Genomic DNA, 18,453 nt, shown 5'->3' with positions numbered 1-18,453 from the left:
GGAGAGTACCTTTTGGTAACTTATATTATAGATTTAGCACTCGCTCTTTAAGAGTGCTAACAAGTGGGGTGATGGTATGTTAACGGAACGACAACTCTTTATTCTTCGTGTTTTAATAGATGACTATATTAAGCATGTTGAGCCTGTGGGTTCCCGTACGATCTCTAAACGAGAGGACATTACCTACAGTCCCGCAACGATTCGAAACGAACTTGCGGACTTGGAGGATCTTGGCTTTCTAGAGAAAACCCATACATCATCTGGTAGAATACCATCTGAAAAAGGATATCGATTTTACGTGGACCACCTGCTTCCTTCTCTTTCTATGAAAGAGAGTGAGATAGGTCATTCAGAATTTTTATTTACAGAAAAGGTCCAGGAGGCAGAGGCATTATTTGATCAATCAGCTAAGATTCTATCAGATCTGACAAACTATACATCTGTAGTGTTAGGACCTAACGCATTAGACATGAAGTTAAAGCACATGCAGATCATTCCGATCTCTTCCCAAGTCGCAGTGGCAATCTTTGTGACGAACACGGGACATGTTGAGAACAGACAGATTGTACTGCCTGATACGATTGAACCTTCAGAACTAGAAAAGCTCGTGAATATTCTAAACGAAAGGCTTGCAGGTGTTCGATTGATAGAATTGAACACACGGATACAAAAAGAACTTTCGGCGGTGTTTAAAAAACACCTTAAAGATTATCAAAACATGGGCGTATTCTTAGATCAGCTTCTTTTATGGAGCAAGAAGGAAAAGCTTTTTTATGGCGGGAAAACAAATATGCTTTCTCAGCCTGAATTTCGAGATTTAGATAAAGTTAGACCGCTTCTAGATTTTTTAGAAACGCGTGACTTAATGGAAAAGCTCGTGTCATCTACAGAAAAAGGGCTTACCATAAGGATCGGAACAGAAAATGAGCATGAAGCGATGAAGAATTGTAGTGTTATCAATGCCTCTTACACGATGCATGGTAAACATATAGGTACGATCTCATTAATCGGTCCAACCAGAATGGAATATCAAAAGGTCATCTCATTATTAGATTCATTGTCAAAGGAAATGACCAACATATTAAACGATTTTTCAAATTAGTGGATTACTTTAGGGAGGTGAAAGCATGAACAAAGAGGACATCACTCAAGATCAAACACAAACTGATGTGAATGAAGAAGTAACAGAAACAGAAGAAGTTGTTGTTGAAGAAGTGGAATCTACTACGGAAGAACCTCTAACTGAAGAACAACAACGGATTTCAGAGCTAGAAGCAAAGCTTGAGGAAGCCAGCCAAAAAAATCTTCGCCTTCAAGCGGATTATGATAATTTCCGCCGCAGAACAAGAGAAGAACAGGCAGCGAGCCTTAAATATAAATCTCAAAGTCTTCTTGAACAGTTATTACCTGCACTCGATAACTTTGAGCGTGCTTTGAAGACTGAAGCTACAAACGATCAGACCAAAACCCTTATTCAAGGAATGGAAATGGTTTATCGTCAACTAGCGGATGCACTTAAACAAGAAGGTCTGACAGAAATTCCGTCAGTCGGTCAAACGTTTGACCCCAACCTGCATCAAGCAGTTATGCAAGTGGAAGATTCTGAAATAGAATCCAATACAGTTATTGAGGAACTGCAAAAAGGTTATATGTTAAAAGATCGAGTTATTCGACCTGCGATGGTAAAAGTAAACGCGTAGATAAAACTACATATGAATGATGGAGGGAAAAAACATGAGTAAAATCATCGGTATTGACTTAGGTACAACAAACTCTTGTATAGCTGTTATGGAAGGTGGAGAAGCGGTAGTTATTCCAAACCCGGAAGGTAACCGTACAACACCATCTGTTGTAGCTTTCAAAGATGGAGATCGTTCAGTTGGAGAAGTAGCAAAACGACAAGCTGTAACGAACCCGAACACAATCATGTCGATCAAACGTTACATGGGAACTGATCATAAAGAAACAGTTGAAGGCAAAGATTATACGCCACAAGAGATCTCTGCGATCATCCTGCAAAAATTAAAATCTCATGCCGAAGATTATCTTGGAGAAAAAGTTGAAAAAGCGGTAATTACAGTTCCTGCATATTTCAATGATGCACAGCGTCAAGCTACTAAAGATGCTGGGCAGATTGCTGGACTTCAAGTTGAGCGTATTGTAAACGAGCCAACAGCAGCTGCATTAGCATATGGACTTGAAAAAGATGAAGACCAAACAATCTTAGTATTTGACCTTGGTGGTGGTACGTTTGACGTTTCCATCCTTGAACTAGGAGATGGCTTCTTCGAAGTTAAAGCAACATCTGGTGATAACAAGCTTGGTGGAGATGACTTTGACCAAGTGATCATCGACTATCTAGTAAGCGAATTTAAGAAAGAGAACGGTATCGATCTTTCTCAAGATAAAATGGCACTACAACGCCTAAAAGATGCTGCAGAGAAAGCGAAGAAAGACCTTTCTGGTGTAACATCTACACAAATCTCACTACCGTTCATCACAGCTGATGCTTCTGGACCTAAGCACTTAGAATTAAACTTATCACGTGCAAAATTTGAAGATCTATCTTCAGACTTAGTTGAACGTACGATGGGACCTACTCGTCAAGCGCTAAATGATGCTGGGATGTCACCATCTGACCTTGATAAAGTTATTCTTGTTGGTGGATCAACTCGTATTCCAGCTGTACAAGAAGCAATCAAGAAGTTCACAGGTAAAGATCCGCATAAAGGCGTAAACCCTGACGAAGTTGTTGCACTTGGTGCTGCAATTCAAGGTGGAGTACTTGCAGGAGATGTGAAAGATGTTGTTCTTCTTGACGTAACACCACTTTCATTAGGTATTGAAACGATGGGCGGCGTGTTTACAAGATTAATCGATCGTAACACGACGATTCCAACTTCAAAATCTCAAACGTTCTCAACGGCTGCTGATAACCAGACGTCAGTAGATATCCATGTTCTTCAAGGAGAGCGTGAAATGGCAGCACACAATAAGACGCTTGGAAGATTCCAGTTATCTGAGATCCCACCAGCACCACGCGGAGTGCCTCAAATCGAAGTAAGCTTTGACATCGATGCGAACGGTATTGTAAACGTACGTGCTAAAGATCTAGGTACGAACAAAGAACAATCCATTACGATTAAATCTTCTACAGGACTTTCTGATGAAGAAATCGATCGCATGGTAAAAGATGCTGAAGAAAATGCAGAGTCGGATAAGAAGAAACGTGAAGAGATCGACACTAGAAATGAAGCAGATCAACTTGTTTTCACAGTTGATAAAACGTTGAAAGACCTTGAAGGCAAAGTAGACGAAGCTGAAGTGAAGAAAGCTGAAGAAGCAAAAGAGAGCTTGAAAAAAGCTCTTGAAGGTGACGATATCGAAACGATTAAGAAAGAAAAAGAAGCATTGAGCGAAATCGTTCAACAACTTTCTGTAAAACTTTATGAGCAAGCAGCTCAACAAGCTCAAGCTCAGGGCGATGCAGAAGGACAATCAACGAAGAACGATGACAACATCGTAGACGCTGATTACGAAGAAGTAAACGACGATAAAAAGTAACACTTAGCAGATAAAAGTCAAAGTCAGGTCATCTTGACTTTGACTTTTTTTCTGAGTTGACTTTTTTAGTTAATTTGACTTAAGACGTAACAAAACCTTTGCAGTTTTCGTCTTGAGTCAGGTGGTATTCAATGGTAAGATAACTTTTATGTGAGAATTCGGGAGTGTCCTATATGAGTAAACGAGATTATTACGAAGTACTTGGATTAGATAAAAATGCCTCAAACGATGAGGTGAAAAAAGCATACCGTAAACTTGCCAGAAAGTATCACCCAGATGTAAATAAAGAGGCAGATGCGGAAAATAAATTTAAAGAAGTAAAAGATGCTTATGAAACACTGAGTGATCCTCAAAAGAAAGCACATTATGACCAATTTGGCCATACCGATCCAAACCAAGGATTCGGTGGGGGCGGAGCTGGTTTTGATGGCTTTGGCGATATTTTTGATATGTTCTTTGGTGGAGGAGGAGGACGAAGAAATCCAAACGGTCCTCGTCAAGGAAACGATCTTCAGTATGGTCTTAGACTATCTTTTGAAGATGCGGTATTCGGTAAAGATACCGAAATACAGATTCCTACAGAAGAATCTTGTGAAACGTGTCATGGATCGGGTGCAAAGCCAGGAACAAAGCCTGAGACGTGTTCACATTGTAACGGAAGCGGTCAGTTGAATGTTGAACAGAACACACCGTTTGGCCGTATTGTTAATCGCCGAGTATGTAATCACTGTAGTGGAACAGGAAAAATCATAAAAGACAAATGTAAGACGTGTCATGGTAATGGGAAAGTGCGCAAAAACAAGAAGATTTCTGTTAAAGTGCCAGCTGGTGTAGACAATGGCCAGCAGATCCGTATGTCTGGACACGGTGAAGCAGGGGTGAACGGCGGTCCTGCGGGTGATCTTTATGTGGTCTTCCAAGTAGCAGATCATGAGTTCTTTGAACGTGATGGAGATGATATCCTTTGTGAGATGCCGTTAACGTTCTCTCAAGCCGCATTAGGTGATGAGATTGAAGTTCCGACACTATATGGAAAAGTTAAGCTGAAGATTCCAGCAGGTACACAGACAGGAACTCATTTCCGCTTAAGAGGAAAAGGTGTTAAGAACGTTCACGGAAGAGGTCAAGGTGACCAGCACATTCAAATTAAAGTCATCACACCAAAAAATCTAACAGAAAAACAAAAGCAGCTTCTTCGTGACTTCTCAGAAATCAGTGGAAGCATGCCGGATGAGCAACAAGATGGATTTTTCGACAAAGTAAAACGTGCATTTAAAGGCGAGTAAAACCCATATGAAATACCTAAATATATTCCTACAAGCATTAAGGAATCTTTAAGTTTTTTTCTAAAAGATTGTTGCTTTATGTGTATAAACATCATTGACAAGTTGATTGGAACGCAAGGTGCGAGACTCCTGCGGGAGGAGCGGCCAGGTGAGACCCCTTATGGTGCAGAGCGGCAAGGGGGCTCACCGCACGCCCCGCGGAAAGCGAGCAACCTGGTGTGGAAATCAACCACCCTCAATAGTGCCAAGGGAATTGCTTGAAATTTTTAAAAGCCAAACTAATAAACGGAGTTGATATGATGAAATGGTCAGAGATTAGCATCCACACTACTCAGGAAGCTGTTGAACCAGTATCGAATATTTTACATGAGGCAGGAGCTAGCGGAGTTGTGATTGAGGATGTAGATGACCTCTCAAAAGAGCGTCAATCCGTATTTGGCGAAATCTATCAGCTGAACCCTTCAGATTATCCTTCTGAAGGTGTAATATTAAAAGCTTACTTACCTGTTAACAGTTTTTTAGGTGAAACGGTAGAAGAAATCAAACAATCGATCACAAATCTTGTGAAATTTGATATTGATATCGGGGCAAACACGATTTCCATTTCAGAAGTGAATGAGGAAGAATGGGCGACCGCTTGGAAAAAATATTATAAGCCAGTAAAGATCTCAAAGCGGATCACGATCACTCCTACATGGGAAGATTATAAACCTGTACATTCTGATGAACTTATTATTGAACTTGATCCAGGTATGGCGTTTGGTACAGGAACACATCCAACAACTGTTATGAGCTTACAAGCTATTGAAAAATATATTGCTGAAGGTGATTCAGTGATTGATGTTGGAACAGGATCTGGTGTATTAAGCATTGCATCAGCTATGTTAGGTGCTAACAAAGTTGAGGCGTATGACCTGGATGAAGTTGCAGTAAATTCTGCCCGTTTGAATGTGAAATTGAACAAAGTAAACCAAAAAGTGCAGGTTGATCAGAATGATCTCTTAAAAGGGATTGAAGGCCCAGTTGACCTTGTAGTAGGGAACCTTTTAGCAGAAATCATACTCTTGTTTGTTGAAGATACAGCTAAAGTGTTAAAGCCAGGGGGTTATTTTATAACGTCCGGAATTATTCAAGGGAAAAAACGCGATGTCAAAGCAAAATTGGAAGAGCACGGATTCAAGATCGTAGAAGTACTAGAGATGGAAGATTGGGTTGCGATTGTTGCTCAAAATAAGGAATAGGATAGGAAGTGCATTTCATGCAAAGGTACTTTGTTTCATCAGAAAACTGGAAAGATGACGTCGTTACGATTACAGGGGACGATGCCAAGCACATCTTAAAGGTGATGAGAATGCAAGTAGGAGACCATTTCATCTGCTGTGATAACAAAGGCCGTACATCTTTGTGTGAAATCATAGAGGTCGACGGTACCGAAGTAGAGACGAAGATCGTCAATGATATTGAGAAGAGTGCTGAGCTTCCTGTCTCTGTTACCATTGCTCAAGGACTGCCAAAAGGGGATAAGTTAGAATACATCATCCAAAAAGGTACCGAACTTGGTGCTTTATCCTTTTTTCCATTTTCTGCAGACCGATCTGTTGTAAAGTGGGATGACAAAAAAGCAGTTAAGAAAAAAGAAAGACTCGAAAAAATCGCAAAAGAAGCAGCAGAACAGTCACATAGAAACCGGGTTCCAGTCATTTTGAATCCTGGTTCTTTTTCTGATTTGCTAAAAATGGCAGAACAGTATAAGATAAAAATCGTTGCATTTGAAGAAGAAGCAAAACAGAACGAAATTTCTAAATTTGCTTCAGCTTTAAGCTCAGCTGATTTAGGAGACTCAATCCTTTGTGTGATCGGTCCAGAAGGTGGCATCAGTGATAAAGAAGCAACCTTGTTAAGTGATCATGGATTTGTATTGTGCGGGCTGGGTCCGAGGATATTAAGAACGGAAACAGCACCGTTGTATCTATTATCAGCTATATCATATCATTTTGAATTAAAGGGGTGATCAATATGCCATCCGTTGCATTTCATACATTAGGTTGTAAAGTAAACCACTATGAGACAGAAGCGATCTGGCAGCTTTTTCAAGCTGAAGGATACGAACGTACAGATTTTGATAGTACAGCAGACGTCTATGTGATCAATACATGTACCGTAACGAATACGGGAGATAAAAAAAGCAGACAGGTTATACGGAGAGCCATTCGAAAGAACCCGGACGCTGTTATTTGCGTTACAGGTTGTTACGCTCAAACGTCGCCTGCTGAGATTATGGCGATTCCAGGAGTTGACGTTGTTGTCGGCACGCAAGACCGTTCTAAAATGCTCACTTACATTCAACAATATAAAGAAGAACGTATGCCTATTAATGGAGTTTCAAACATCATGAAGGCACGTGTATATGAGGAACTAGATGTTCCTGCATTTACTGATCGAACAAGAGCATCGCTTAAGATACAGGAAGGCTGCAATAATTTTTGTACGTTCTGCATTATTCCTTGGGCAAGAGGCCTCCTTCGTTCTCGTAAACCTGAAGATGTACTTTCTCAAGCACAGCAGCTTGTAGATTCTGGTTACAAAGAGATCGTTCTAACAGGCATTCATACAGCTGGATACGGAGAAGATATGAAGGATTATTCTTTTGCGAAGCTGTTAGATGACCTTGATAAGAACATCTCTGGATTAAAACGTATCCGTATTTCATCGATTGAGGCTAGCCAGATCTCAGATGAAGTGATTGAAGTTATGGGCAGATCAGACAAAGTAGTTCCTCATCTGCATATACCACTTCAATCTGGTTCAAACACTGTGCTCCAACGAATGAGAAGAAAATATTCAATGGAAATGTTCGGTGAAAGATTAGACCGTCTTAAAGAAGCACTTCCAGGACTTGCGATTACTTCAGATGTAATTGTTGGTTTTCCAGGTGAGACTGAGGAAGAGTTCATGGAGACGTATCGATTCATTGAGAAACATAAATTTATGGAACTTCATGTATTCCCTTATTCTAAGCGTACTGGTACACCAGCTGCTAAGATGGAGGATCAGGTCCCAGAGGATATTAAGAACGAACGTGTACACAAGCTGATCGCTCTTTCAGATCAATTAGCTAAAGAATATGCATCCAACTATGAAGATACAGTTGTTGAAGTAATTCCTGAAGAGGCTTTTAAAGAAGACACTACGAACAAACTATACGTAGGATACACACCAAACTATCTTAAAGTTTTATTTGAAGGAAACGAAGAGATGATTGGGAAATTAGTAAAAGTGAAAATTACTGAAGCTGGGTATCCTTATAATAAAGGTGTCTTTGTAAAACAAGAAATGGAAGAAATCCTAAAGCAAGCTGTATCAAGCTAACATCCTGGCGTTCATACCAGGATGTTTTTTTAAAAACATACTAGGGGTTTCGGGTGTTTATTGTACCTCTCTGTAAAAATATTTTAGATGCTCGATTTATGTCGAAAAATTTGTTATGATACTAACGTTGTTTAATTTTTTTATTTAGAAAGGGTTTGTTGAAATGAGCAATTTAAACGTTGCAAGAATGATCGACCACACAGCATTAAAAGCTGAAACTTCAAAGAAAGAAATCTTAACTCTTTGTGAGGAAGCTAAAAAATATAATTTCTTTTCTGTTTGTGTTAATCCAACTTGGGTTTATACAGCATTCGAACAATTAAAAGGTTCAGATGTAGCGGTTTGTACTGTAATTGGTTTTCCATTAGGTGCAAACACTCCAGAAGTAAAAGCGTTCGAAACGAAGAATGCGATTGAAAATGGTGCTACTGAAGTTGATATGGTTATTAACATTGGGGCTTTAAAAGATGGAAACTATGAGCTAGTTGAACAAGATGTTCGTGCTGTTGTTGAAGCAGCTAAAGGTAAAGCACTTACTAAAATCATTATTGAAACGTGTCTTTTAACGGATGAAGAAAAAGTAAAAGCATGTGAAATTGCTGTAAAAGCTGGAATTGATTTTGTTAAAACTTCAACAGGATTCTCTACTGGTGGAGCAACTGTAGAAGATATCAAATTAATGCGTAAAACTGTTGGACCAAATATTGGTGTAAAAGCATCTGGAGCAGTTAGAGACCGTGAGACAGCTTTAGCTATGATTGAAGCTGGTGCGACTCGTATTGGTGCTAGTGCAGGAATCGCGATTGTTGAAGGCGGAACATCCACTTCAGACTATTAATATCTGTTTTTGAATAATTACCTGCTCTCTCCGACCAACTTGTTTAAATTGAGTTGACCGTATTGCAAGGATATATTATAATGGCAAAAGATATGTGACGCATCTTTACTTTATGTAAGGGTGGTCTGGAGGGAGGGAAATACAAATGGCAGAAACACGTATTCGCAAGAATGAATCCATTGATGATGCTCTTCGTCGTTTTAAAAGATCCGTTTCCAAAGATGGAACATTGGCTGAAGTTAAAAAGCGCAAGCATTATGAAAAGCCAAGCGTAAAGCGTAAGAAGAAGGCTGAGGCAGCAAGAAAGCGTAAGTTCTAAGCGGGGTGTAAGTTAGTAATATGAGTCTTCTTAATGAATTAAATCAAGATATGAAACAAGCGATGAAGGACAAGAACAAGCAGAAGCTTTCTGTAATTCGCATGCTTAAGGCATCACTTCAAAATGAGGCCATCAAGCAAGGCCGTGAATTAAATGAGGAAGAAGAGCTTACCGTTCTTGTACGCGAAATGAAACAAAGAAAAGACTCCCTCCAAGAATTCGAAAAAGCTGGCCGCGATGATTTAGTCGCTGGACTTCAAGATGAAATTGCTGTTCTTACGCCATATTTACCAAAACAGCTCACAGAAGAAGAACTTCAAGAAATCGTTGCTCAAACCATTTCTGAAATAGGTGCTGCTTCAAAAGCTGATATGGGTAAAGTTATGGGGGCTCTCATGCCTAAAGTTAAAGGGAAAGCCGATGGCGGACTCGTTAATCGTATTGTTCAGCAACAACTATCATAATTGAAATGACAAACGCTCTGTATTTATACAGGGCGTTTTCTTATTTTTTGAAACTTTTTTCCACAAATTAACGTAAAATAGAGTGGAGGGGGTGTTAGTTTGTGAAAAGGATTCGACTGCTCATCTATATGCTTTGTCTGATCTGGGGAATATATGGAGTGCTTTCAACTTCACAAGTATTCTCAGCAGGTAAAGGAAAGACGGTTACTTTTATACCTGTAGAACATGAAGTAGAAAGAGGTCTTGAAGCGTTTTTAGATCGAAGTATCCAAAAGGCAAAAAAAGATGGAACGGATCATATCGTTCTAGAGATCTATACTCCTGGTGGCCGAGTAGACGCAGCATTACATATTGCAAAAGTCATGAGAGACTCAGAAATTCCAATTACAGCTTACGTGGTTAAAAATGCTTTTTCAGCAGGAGCGTATATCGCCTTAAATGCCGACCAAATTGTTATGAAGCCATCTACAACAATTGGATCTGCCGCTGTCATCGATAGCCAAGGAAATACCGCTGGACAAAAAGCAGAGTCTGCTTGGAAAGCGGAAATGCTCGCAGCAGCAGAGCTGAATGAGAGGACTCCCATATATGCTGAGGCGATGGTAGACCCAGACGTTGAGATTCCTGAACTTGGCTTAGAAAAAGGTGAGCTGCTTACTCTTACAGCCAGTGAAGCATTAAAAGTAGGATATGCAGAAAAAATTGCAGAAGATCGTCAAGAACTGCTAGCACATCTGAATTTGGAGGATGCTAAGATTTTAGAGTCTAATCCTACTTTCGCGGATAAGATAGCACGTTTTGTTACAAATCCTGTTGTCGTGCCTATTCTTTTATCTTTAGGAAGCTTAGGTCTTGTATTAGAGCTCTATACACCTGGTTTTGGAATTGCAGGTTCTATCGGTGCATTATCATTATTGCTATTTTTTTACGGTCATATGATAGCCGGTCTTGCCGGTTGGGAAGCAATTATTTTATTTGGTGTTGGACTGATCTTACTGATCCTAGAGTTGTTTCTACCAGGTGGTATTATCGGTATACTGGGGGTGTTGGCCGTGTTAACAGGATTGATCATGGCAGGTGGATCATTAACAGGAATCTTAATCGCCATTGCAATTGCGATTGTTGTTACAATCATTGGATCTTACTTCTTCTTACGATCATTTGGTTATAACGGTTCTTTAAAGAAACTCGTACTATTTGATTCAACGAGCTCTGAAAAAGGTTATCTATCTCACAAAGAACGTGAAGATTTAACAGGCAGGATTGGCGTAACAGCGACAACATTACGCCCTTCTGGCAGTTTAAAGCTTGATGATGAGTTCTTAGATGTAGTAACTGAAGGATCGTATATTGAAAAAGGCACGACTGTAAAAATCATTAAAGTTTCTGGTGGACGTGTTGTAGTAAGAGCTATTGAAAAAAATAATGAATAAATAACGAATGGAGAGTGTGTAGATGTTAGAATTCGGATCGATCGCCAGCATCGTAGTTATAGGGTTGATTGTAATCGCATTAGCTGTATTATTTACGTTTGTGCCCGTTATGTTATGGATTTCTGCATTAGCAGCAGGAGTAAGAGTAGGGATATTTACTTTGGTCGGGATGAGATTAAGAAGAGTTATTCCAAACCGTGTAGTTAATCCATTGATTAAAGCGGTAAAAGCGGGGTTAGATTTAAGTACGAACCAGCTTGAAAGTCATTACCTAGCTGGAGGGAATGTTGACAGAGTAGTAAATGCGTTGATTGCAGCGCATCGAGCAAATATAGAACTAAGCTTCGAGAGAGCAGCAGCCATTGATCTTGCGGGACGTGATGTACTCGAAGCCGTTCAAATGAGTGTAAACCCTAAAGTAATTGAAACACCTTTTATTGCGGGTGTAGCATTAGATGGGATTGAAGTGAAAGCAAAAGCCAGAATTACAGTTCGTGCGAATATCGATCGTCTAGTAGGTGGAGCTGGTGAAGAAACGATAATCGCCCGTGTTGGTGAAGGGATTGTTAGTACGATCGGTTCTTCAGCGACACACAAAAAAGTGCTTGAAAATCCAGATCTGATCTCACAGACCGTTTTATCAAAAGGATTAGATGCAGGAACGGCTTTTGAGATTCTGTCCATTGATATTGCAGACATTGATATTGGCAAGAACATCGGAGCGGAACTTCAAACAGATCAAGCGATGGCAGATAAAAATATCGCTCAAGCAAAAGCAGAAGAAAGACGTGCGATGGCGGTAGCTAAAGAGCAAGAGATGAAGGCAAAAGTACAAGAGATGAGAGCAAAAGTTGTAGAAGCAGAAGCAGAGGTTCCAATGGCATTAGCAGAAGCTCTTCGTTCTGGTAACATGGGTTTTATGGATTATATGAACATGAAGAACATAATGGCGGACACGACGATGCGTGAATCCATCAGTAAATCATCAAACCCTGATAAAGAGAATGATGATAAAGGACGGAAGTTGTAAGTATGATTATTATAGAAGCGATTATTGAACTCTTACTAGCAAATATCGCTTTTGTTATTCTGATTGCAGGCGGCTTGTATAGTGTCTTTAAACGCCAAAAAGAAATGAAGGAAACAAAACGTGCGGAACCTAATCGACAGAATAGAGAAAATCCAAAACAAACTGTTTCTCCTTTTGGTTTGCCAGCTGAACCTACAGCCAACGAATTGAAAAAAGCGGAAAAGGCGATTGAAATAGGAACAGCGAAAATGGCTGACAAAGTATATGAACGCCGAACCAATCAACGTCAGGTTAAACAGGCAGAAAAAGTCTCTAACCGATATCAAGATAAAGAAGATAAAATTATGAACGATTTTAAAGTAGATCAACAAGAATTGCAAAAAGCAGTCATATGGTCCGAGATTCTTTCAAAGCCTAAAGCGTTGCAAAAGCGTTCTTAAAGAAAGAGATACTTGTATTTAGAGTGATAGTTTCCCCCCTTCTCTCATAAAAATGGAGAGAGGGGGTTTTTTTATGGGCAAATTGCGGCAGCAAGTGAATAAATGGATGATGCAAAACCTTGAGCTACCAGCAGATGTAGTGATGGATCTACCCCGGATCACGATGATCGGACAGCTGCACATATATATTGAGAACCATAGAGGAGTTAAAGCGTTCTCGAATGAACAACTCACACTCAAGCTAAAACAAGGCATGCTTCATATAAAAGGAAGCGAGTTTGTTATTAAAACGATCTTACCGGAAGAAATCTTATTAGAAGGTACGATCGCTTCTGTCGACTTCGAAAACGAATAAGACTTTATTGCACAGGGAGGGAAAAGATGAAAACGAAATGGAACCATTTGAAAGGATATGTAAGGGTAGAGATTATTGGACAAGATTCTAGTTCATTTATCAATACGTGTATTCAATCTGGTATTAGCATATGGGATATCCAGCCTCTTGATAACAACCGTGCGCTCGTCTCCATATCTGTCACAGATGTACAAAAAGCAAGAGGGATCTTAAAAGAAAACAAGTTGAAGATTAGGATTAAAGAAAAGAAGGGGACGCCTTTTCTTCTAAAAAGAATGTGGAAGAGAAACGGTTTTATCCTTGGTATGCTATCGTTTATCTTTTTATTATTTTTATTATCTAATATGATTTGGAATATAAATGTTACGGGGGCAAATCCTAAGACAGAATACGAGTTAAGAAAAGCAGCAGTAGAACTTGGAGTAACAAAAGGTAAATTTATTTTCTTGTTGCCGAATGTTAGAGAGATACAGCGAGATCTAACAGAGAAGATGGATAACGTTACTTGGATCGGTGTCACTCAGCATGGTACTTCTTATCGGTTTGAAGTAGTGGAAAAAGAGATTCCAGAAGCTAAACAAGTTACAGGGCCGAGGCATCTTGTTGCCACAAAGGAGGCTGTTATTCATTCCGTATTCGTTGAAAAGGGACAACCTATTGTAGGTGTTAACGACTATGTCAAAAAAGGATCTTTATTAGTCTCAGGTCTGATCGGAAAAGAAAAAAAGCCGCAGCTTGTAAGTGCGAAAGGTGAAATTTGGGGAGAAGTCTGGTATCAAACAGAAGTTGAAGTACCATTAAATACTTCATTTCAAACCTACACCGGTAAATATAAAAACAGGCATTATGTTTCACTCTTTGGACTGAATGTTCCTGTATACGGTTTTTCAGAAGGAGAATTTAAAGATAAAACGGAAACACTAAATGAATCACCTCTTTATTTAGCCAAATGGAAAATGCCGTTTTCTTATATAAAAAAAGAGTTCAGGGAAACAGATGGAGTAAAACGTTCATATTCAAAAGCCGAAGCAATTGAAGTAGGAAAAAAGATGGCGAAGAAGGAACTTTCAAAAAAATTGCCAGAAGACGCAAAAATTAATGGTGAAAAAGTTTGGCAACAAAACGTCTCGAATGGTAAAGTTAAACTAACGATGCTCTACCAAGTAATTGAAAATATTGCATCTGCACAACCTATACCTATCCAACAAGGAGAATGAGTAGTTTGTCAGAAACGAAAAGACTTAATTCATTACAACTCGAAAATACGACAGAAGCAGCTTCGCTTTTTGGCCCTAATGATGCTTTCTTAAAGGTGATTGAAGACAAGCTTAACGTAAGTATAGTCACTAGAGGAGAAGACATCTTAGTATCAGGTGAACTGAATAAAGCAGAAATGGTTGAAGAGACTTTGTTTGTTCTGCTGAAGTTGGTGCGAAAAGGTATCAAGATTTCAGAAAGAGACATAGTTTATGCTGTTCAGCTTGCAGAAAAAAATATGCTGGATGAATTAAGTGAGCTTTATGAAGAGGATATTGCTGTTACTGCCAAAGGAAAACCAATTCGTGTAAAAACGCTAGGACAGCGTCACTATGTGCAGTCCATGAGAAAGCGCGACCTCGTATTTGGTATCGGTCCTGCTGGTACAGGGAAAACCTATCTTGCGGTTGTTATGGCCGTCAATGCTTTAAAAGAAGGTAAGATGAAAAAGATCGTGCTTACTCGTCCAGCTGTTGAAGCGGGTGAGAGTTTAGGATTTCTCCCAGGCGATCTTAAAGAAAAAGTAGATCCTTATCTGCGTCCTCTCTACGATGCTCTACATGACCTTCTAGGGGCTGAGCATACAGAAAGGCTGATCGAGCGAGGTACGATTGAAATTGCTCCGCTGGCGTACATGAGAGGCCGTACACTTGATGAAAGCTTTGTCATTCTAGATGAGGCTCAAAATACTACACCAGAACAGATGAAGATGTTTATAACGCGTCTTGGTTTTGGATCGAAGATGGTCATCACAGGTGATCTTACTCAAATAGATCTTCCTCGTGGAAAAGAATCGGGATTAAAAGTAACTGAAAAAAGGCTTGAAAGCGTTAAAGGCATCGATTTTATATACTTAAAACAATTGGATGTAGTTCGTCATCCACTTGTTCAGCGAATTATTGAAGCATATGAAACATACGAAGACTAAGGACTCCATCCATTTTGGAGTCTTTTTTCTTTGCCTTAAAGGATGATCTTCAGTCGTGTTTTTTGTATGTATAGCGGGTTTTAGTGGCAAATTGAATAAATAAACCAATTAATTAAGCTTTTCTTATTGAGAAGTACCATAATTGACCAACTTTTGCTAAGATTAGAATAGGATGTACAGTTTAAGGAGTGGTAGCGTTTGGCCAATTTCAGGCATCTTTTGTCTAATTACTTTCGTTTGAGTGTAGCAACAGTATCGTTTATCGTAATGGGAATCATTCTATTTTCCCTTTTAGTCAGCAACGTAACTCCTAATGTAGTGGATGTTAACGTTTATGAGCGTTCACCACGGGACATTCAATCACCTATCACAATCCCGTTAGAAGATCAGACAGAAGCCAGAAAGAAGCTCGCTGAAGAAAGTATAAAAAATGAGTATACGTTTAATAAAGACCTCGCTTTAATACAGGCAGAAGAATTGGATGATTTACTTGATATCGTGATAACCATTAACGAATCTGAAGAAAAAAAGAAAAAAGAAGATGAAGCTACTCTTTCTTTAGATCAAAAAGTTATTCAATTAAAAGATTCAATCGATAAATCTGATATATCTGATGAAACGTATATTGCACTCGCTGAAGCAAGTAAAGCAGAATTAACCAATGTGAAGAATTTAGCTCCTGATGTAGTGAACAGAGTTTTATCAGAGCCAATTATGGTCGAAGAAGTAGAAGAAGCAAGAAGCGAAGCTATTCAATTAATACGTGATAATAATCTACCTTATTCGCTTCGAAATGCAACAGAAGAGATCACACGAAGCTTTATCATCGCGAACAGAACGTTAGATACAGAAAAAACACGCCAAAAACGGAAAGAAGCGAGCGACAAAGTTGAAGAAGTTGTAATTCGAGAAGGAGAAGTTCTCGTTAAAAGCGGGGCAGTAATCACGCCTGAAATCTTTGATAGACTCAAAAAGGTTGGATTATTAGATCAGGAAATGAAAACGTATCCTTATTACGGATTATTCCTTTTTGTATTAATCGTGATGGCTGGTTTATATTATTTTATGAAAGAAGAGCGTGAGAAAGAGCATTTTCGTAAGTATGTAACCATCTATGCTCTCCTGTTCACCTTAACACTCGTTGTGATGAAAGTATTGAGTGTTAGTACAGAACTTGGTCTAATGAGTCTCATGTATGCTGTCCCTGTCGCGGCAGGAGCGATGATGATTAAGATGTTGTTTAATGAAGAGCTTGCAGTCGTGTCTACGATTATCTTTGCGTTTAGTGCAGCATTGATATTTAACGAACAAACAGCTGGAAATTTTAACTTCATAATGAGTATGTATGTTTTATTTAATGGCATTTCAGGAATCGTATTTTTAGGAAAGACACAACAACGTTCGAAAATCTTGCAAGCTGGATTTTTTGTTTCTTTTATTGCCATCCTAACAGTAGCGAGTGTGTTATTGCTGCAAAACGGAAAATTCACTTCTCTGCAAATTGGGCTAGATCTTGGTTGTGCAGCCATTTCAGGTTTTGTTTCAGCTGTGTTAACACTAGGACTTCTTCCGGTCATAGAATCATCGTTTAACATTTTATCTGTGACAAAGTTAATCGAGCTCTCGAATCCTAACCACCCAATTTTAAGAAAAGTGCTCATGGAAGCACCTGGGACGTATCACCATAGCATCATGGTCGCCAACCTTTCAGAAGCGGCATGCGAGTCTATTGGTGCTAACGGTTTACTAGCTAGAGTTGGTTCTTATTACCACGACGTTGGGAAAACAAAAAGGCCGCATTTTTTTATTGAAAATCAGATGAATATGGACAACCCGCATGATAAGATAGCACCACAGTTAAGTAAGACCATCATTACGGCACACCCATATGATGGGGCTGACATGCTCCGGGCAGAAAAGATTCCAAAAGAGATTATTGATATCGCTGAACAGCACCATGGAACGACCCTGCTAAAATTCTTTTATCATAAAGCAGCTCAGCTAACAGATAAGGAAGTAGCAGAATCGGACTTCCGATATCCTGGACCAAAAGCTCAAACGAAAGAAGTTGCAATCATCGGGATCTCTGATGCTGTAGAAGCGGCTGTTCGATCGTTGACGAAACCAACACCTGTTAAAATTGATGGGATCATACGAAAAATTATTAATGACAGGCTAGAAGATGGTCAGTTCGATGAATGTGATATCACGCTAAAAGAATTGGACATCGTTGCAAAAACACTTACAGAAACGTTAAAAGGAATTTTTCATTCCAGAATTGAGTATCCAGAAGAAACAAAAAAGGTGGAAAAACAATGATGCTACATGTAGAGTATTTAAACGAGATTGACGAAAACAGCTCCGAATTTCAAGAGTTATTAAGTAACGTTCTTGAAAAAGCGGCAGAAATGGAAGAGACAGGGCAAGCGGAAGTATCAGTAACAATCGTGACGAAAGAACGAATTCAAGAAATAAACAATGAGTACAGACAAAAAGATAGTGTAACGGATGTGATTTCTTTTGCTATGGAAGAAATGGGTGAAGATGAGACAGAGATCATCGGTGGTGAAGAGACAAGGTTCTTAGGTGATATCATCATCTGTCTTGATGTTGCGAAGGGACAAGCGGCAGAATACGGACACTCACTTGAAAGAGAAATGGGCTTTCTTGCCGTTCACGGCTTCTTGCATTTATTAGGCTATGACCATATGAACGATGAAGATGAAAAAAGAATGTTTGGAAGACAAGAAGAGATTCTGGAGCAATATGGTCTAAAAAGATGATCGCTTGGAAAAAGTTGTTCTCAAGTTTTGTTTTTGCTTTTACAGGAATAATCGCAACCTTTAAATCGGAACAAAATTTTAGAATTCATACCTTTGTGAGTGTAATCGTGATTATTTTCGCGATTGCACTTGATTTTTCTAAAGAGAGATTCGTCCTTTTATTTATTGTAATCGGCATTGTACTATCGCTTGAGCTTGTAAATACAGCGATAGAGAGCACGATCGATCTCATAACAGAGAAAAAACATCCCCTCGCGAAGAAGGCAAAAGACGCCGCGGCGGGTGCAGTTTTGGTTTTTTCAATATTTGCTGTTATAATCGGTATACTGCTATTTATTGAACCGCTGATAGATAGTATGAAGCTATATTTGTTAAGAAGGTGAAAGA

The 18,453-nt window shown here is 39.3% G+C and carries 19 protein-coding genes; all 19 read left to right on the top strand.

Annotated elements, in window-relative coordinates:
- Positions 1-76 precede the first annotated feature (76 nt).
- The 19 genes from hrcA (at position 77) to IHV10_RS19115 (ending at position 18,449) form a co-directional block, all read left to right on the top strand.
- On the top strand, positions 77-1,102 hold the full coding sequence (hrcA, locus tag IHV10_RS19205; RefSeq protein WP_197133243.1) for a heat-inducible transcriptional repressor HrcA: 1,026 nt from the start codon (positions 77-79) through the stop codon (positions 1,100-1,102).
- A gap of 25 nt (positions 1,103-1,127) precedes the next feature.
- Positions 1,128-1,700 (top strand): nucleotide exchange factor GrpE, encoded by a 573-nt coding sequence (gene grpE / locus IHV10_RS19200; protein ID WP_197133240.1) that lies wholly within the window; start codon positions 1,128-1,130, stop codon positions 1,698-1,700.
- Between the two features lie 34 nt (positions 1,701-1,734).
- Complete coding sequence (dnaK, locus tag IHV10_RS19195) at positions 1,735-3,564, top strand: molecular chaperone DnaK (RefSeq protein ID WP_197133237.1); 1,830 nt, start codon at positions 1,735-1,737, stop codon at positions 3,562-3,564.
- Positions 3,565-3,737: 173 nt separating this feature from the next.
- Positions 3,738-4,850 (top strand): molecular chaperone DnaJ, encoded by a 1,113-nt coding sequence (dnaJ, locus tag IHV10_RS19190; RefSeq protein WP_197133223.1) that lies wholly within the window; start codon positions 3,738-3,740, stop codon positions 4,848-4,850.
- A 299-nt stretch (positions 4,851-5,149) separates the two neighbouring features.
- Positions 5,150-6,091, top strand: coding sequence for a 50S ribosomal protein L11 methyltransferase (prmA, locus tag IHV10_RS19185; protein ID WP_197133429.1), 942 nt, complete (start codon positions 5,150-5,152; stop codon positions 6,089-6,091).
- Positions 6,092-6,108: 17 nt separating this feature from the next.
- The gene (locus tag IHV10_RS19180; protein WP_197133221.1) at positions 6,109-6,861 is read left to right on the top strand and encodes a 16S rRNA (uracil(1498)-N(3))-methyltransferase; all 753 of its coding nucleotides are present in this window, start codon (positions 6,109-6,111) and stop codon (positions 6,859-6,861) included.
- Positions 6,862-6,866: 5 nt separating this feature from the next.
- On the top strand, positions 6,867-8,219 hold the full coding sequence (gene mtaB / locus IHV10_RS19175; RefSeq protein WP_197133219.1) for a tRNA (N(6)-L-threonylcarbamoyladenosine(37)-C(2))-methylthiotransferase MtaB: 1,353 nt from the start codon (positions 6,867-6,869) through the stop codon (positions 8,217-8,219).
- Positions 8,220-8,382: 163 nt separating this feature from the next.
- Positions 8,383-9,057, top strand: a complete 675-nt coding sequence (gene deoC, locus IHV10_RS19170) for a deoxyribose-phosphate aldolase (protein WP_197133218.1) — start codon at positions 8,383-8,385, stop codon at positions 9,055-9,057.
- Between the two features lie 145 nt (positions 9,058-9,202).
- Positions 9,203-9,376, top strand: coding sequence for a 30S ribosomal protein S21 (rpsU, locus tag IHV10_RS19165; protein ID WP_066237650.1), 174 nt, complete (start codon positions 9,203-9,205; stop codon positions 9,374-9,376).
- A gap of 20 nt (positions 9,377-9,396) precedes the next feature.
- Positions 9,397-9,840, top strand: a complete 444-nt coding sequence (locus IHV10_RS19160; RefSeq protein WP_197133216.1) for a GatB/YqeY domain-containing protein — start codon at positions 9,397-9,399, stop codon at positions 9,838-9,840.
- Positions 9,841-9,941: 101 nt separating this feature from the next.
- Positions 9,942-11,273: an NfeD family protein gene (locus IHV10_RS19155; protein WP_370629678.1), complete on the top strand. Its 1,332-nt coding sequence runs from the start codon at positions 9,942-9,944 to the stop codon at positions 11,271-11,273.
- A 22-nt stretch (positions 11,274-11,295) separates the two neighbouring features.
- Positions 11,296-12,303 (top strand): flotillin-like protein FloA, encoded by a 1,008-nt coding sequence (gene floA, locus IHV10_RS19150; RefSeq protein WP_197133214.1) that lies wholly within the window; start codon positions 11,296-11,298, stop codon positions 12,301-12,303.
- A gap of 2 nt (positions 12,304-12,305) precedes the next feature.
- The gene (locus tag IHV10_RS19145; protein ID WP_197133199.1) at positions 12,306-12,743 is read left to right on the top strand and encodes a hypothetical protein; all 438 of its coding nucleotides are present in this window, start codon (positions 12,306-12,308) and stop codon (positions 12,741-12,743) included.
- A 73-nt stretch (positions 12,744-12,816) separates the two neighbouring features.
- On the top strand, positions 12,817-13,098 hold the full coding sequence (yqfC, locus tag IHV10_RS19140) for a sporulation protein YqfC (protein WP_197133196.1): 282 nt from the start codon (positions 12,817-12,819) through the stop codon (positions 13,096-13,098).
- 26 nt (positions 13,099-13,124) lie between these two features.
- Positions 13,125-14,315: a sporulation protein YqfD gene (gene yqfD, locus IHV10_RS19135; RefSeq protein WP_197133193.1), complete on the top strand. Its 1,191-nt coding sequence runs from the start codon at positions 13,125-13,127 to the stop codon at positions 14,313-14,315.
- 5 nt (positions 14,316-14,320) lie between these two features.
- Positions 14,321-15,283, top strand: coding sequence for a PhoH family protein (locus tag IHV10_RS19130; protein ID WP_144698989.1), 963 nt, complete (start codon positions 14,321-14,323; stop codon positions 15,281-15,283).
- A 198-nt stretch (positions 15,284-15,481) separates the two neighbouring features.
- Positions 15,482-17,602 carry an HD family phosphohydrolase gene (locus IHV10_RS19125; RefSeq protein WP_197133191.1) on the top strand — a complete coding sequence of 707 codons (2,121 nt, stop codon included), beginning with the start codon at positions 15,482-15,484 and terminating at the stop codon, positions 17,600-17,602.
- Complete coding sequence (ybeY, locus tag IHV10_RS19120; protein ID WP_197133188.1) at positions 17,599-18,066, top strand: rRNA maturation RNase YbeY; 468 nt, start codon at positions 17,599-17,601, stop codon at positions 18,064-18,066. The genes IHV10_RS19125 and ybeY overlap by 4 nt, the downstream gene beginning before the upstream one ends.
- Positions 18,063-18,449 (top strand): diacylglycerol kinase family protein, encoded by a 387-nt coding sequence (locus IHV10_RS19115; protein ID WP_197133186.1) that lies wholly within the window; start codon positions 18,063-18,065, stop codon positions 18,447-18,449. Before ybeY ends, IHV10_RS19115 begins: the two co-directional genes overlap by 4 nt.
- The last annotated feature ends 4 nt before the right edge of the window (positions 18,450-18,453 follow it).

This window comes from Fictibacillus sp. 5RED26 (assembly GCF_015903895.1).
GTDB classification, from domain to species: domain Bacteria; phylum Bacillota; class Bacilli; order Bacillales; family Fictibacillaceae; genus Fictibacillus; species Fictibacillus phosphorivorans.
This window is presented reverse-complemented; position numbering and strand designations above follow the sequence as displayed.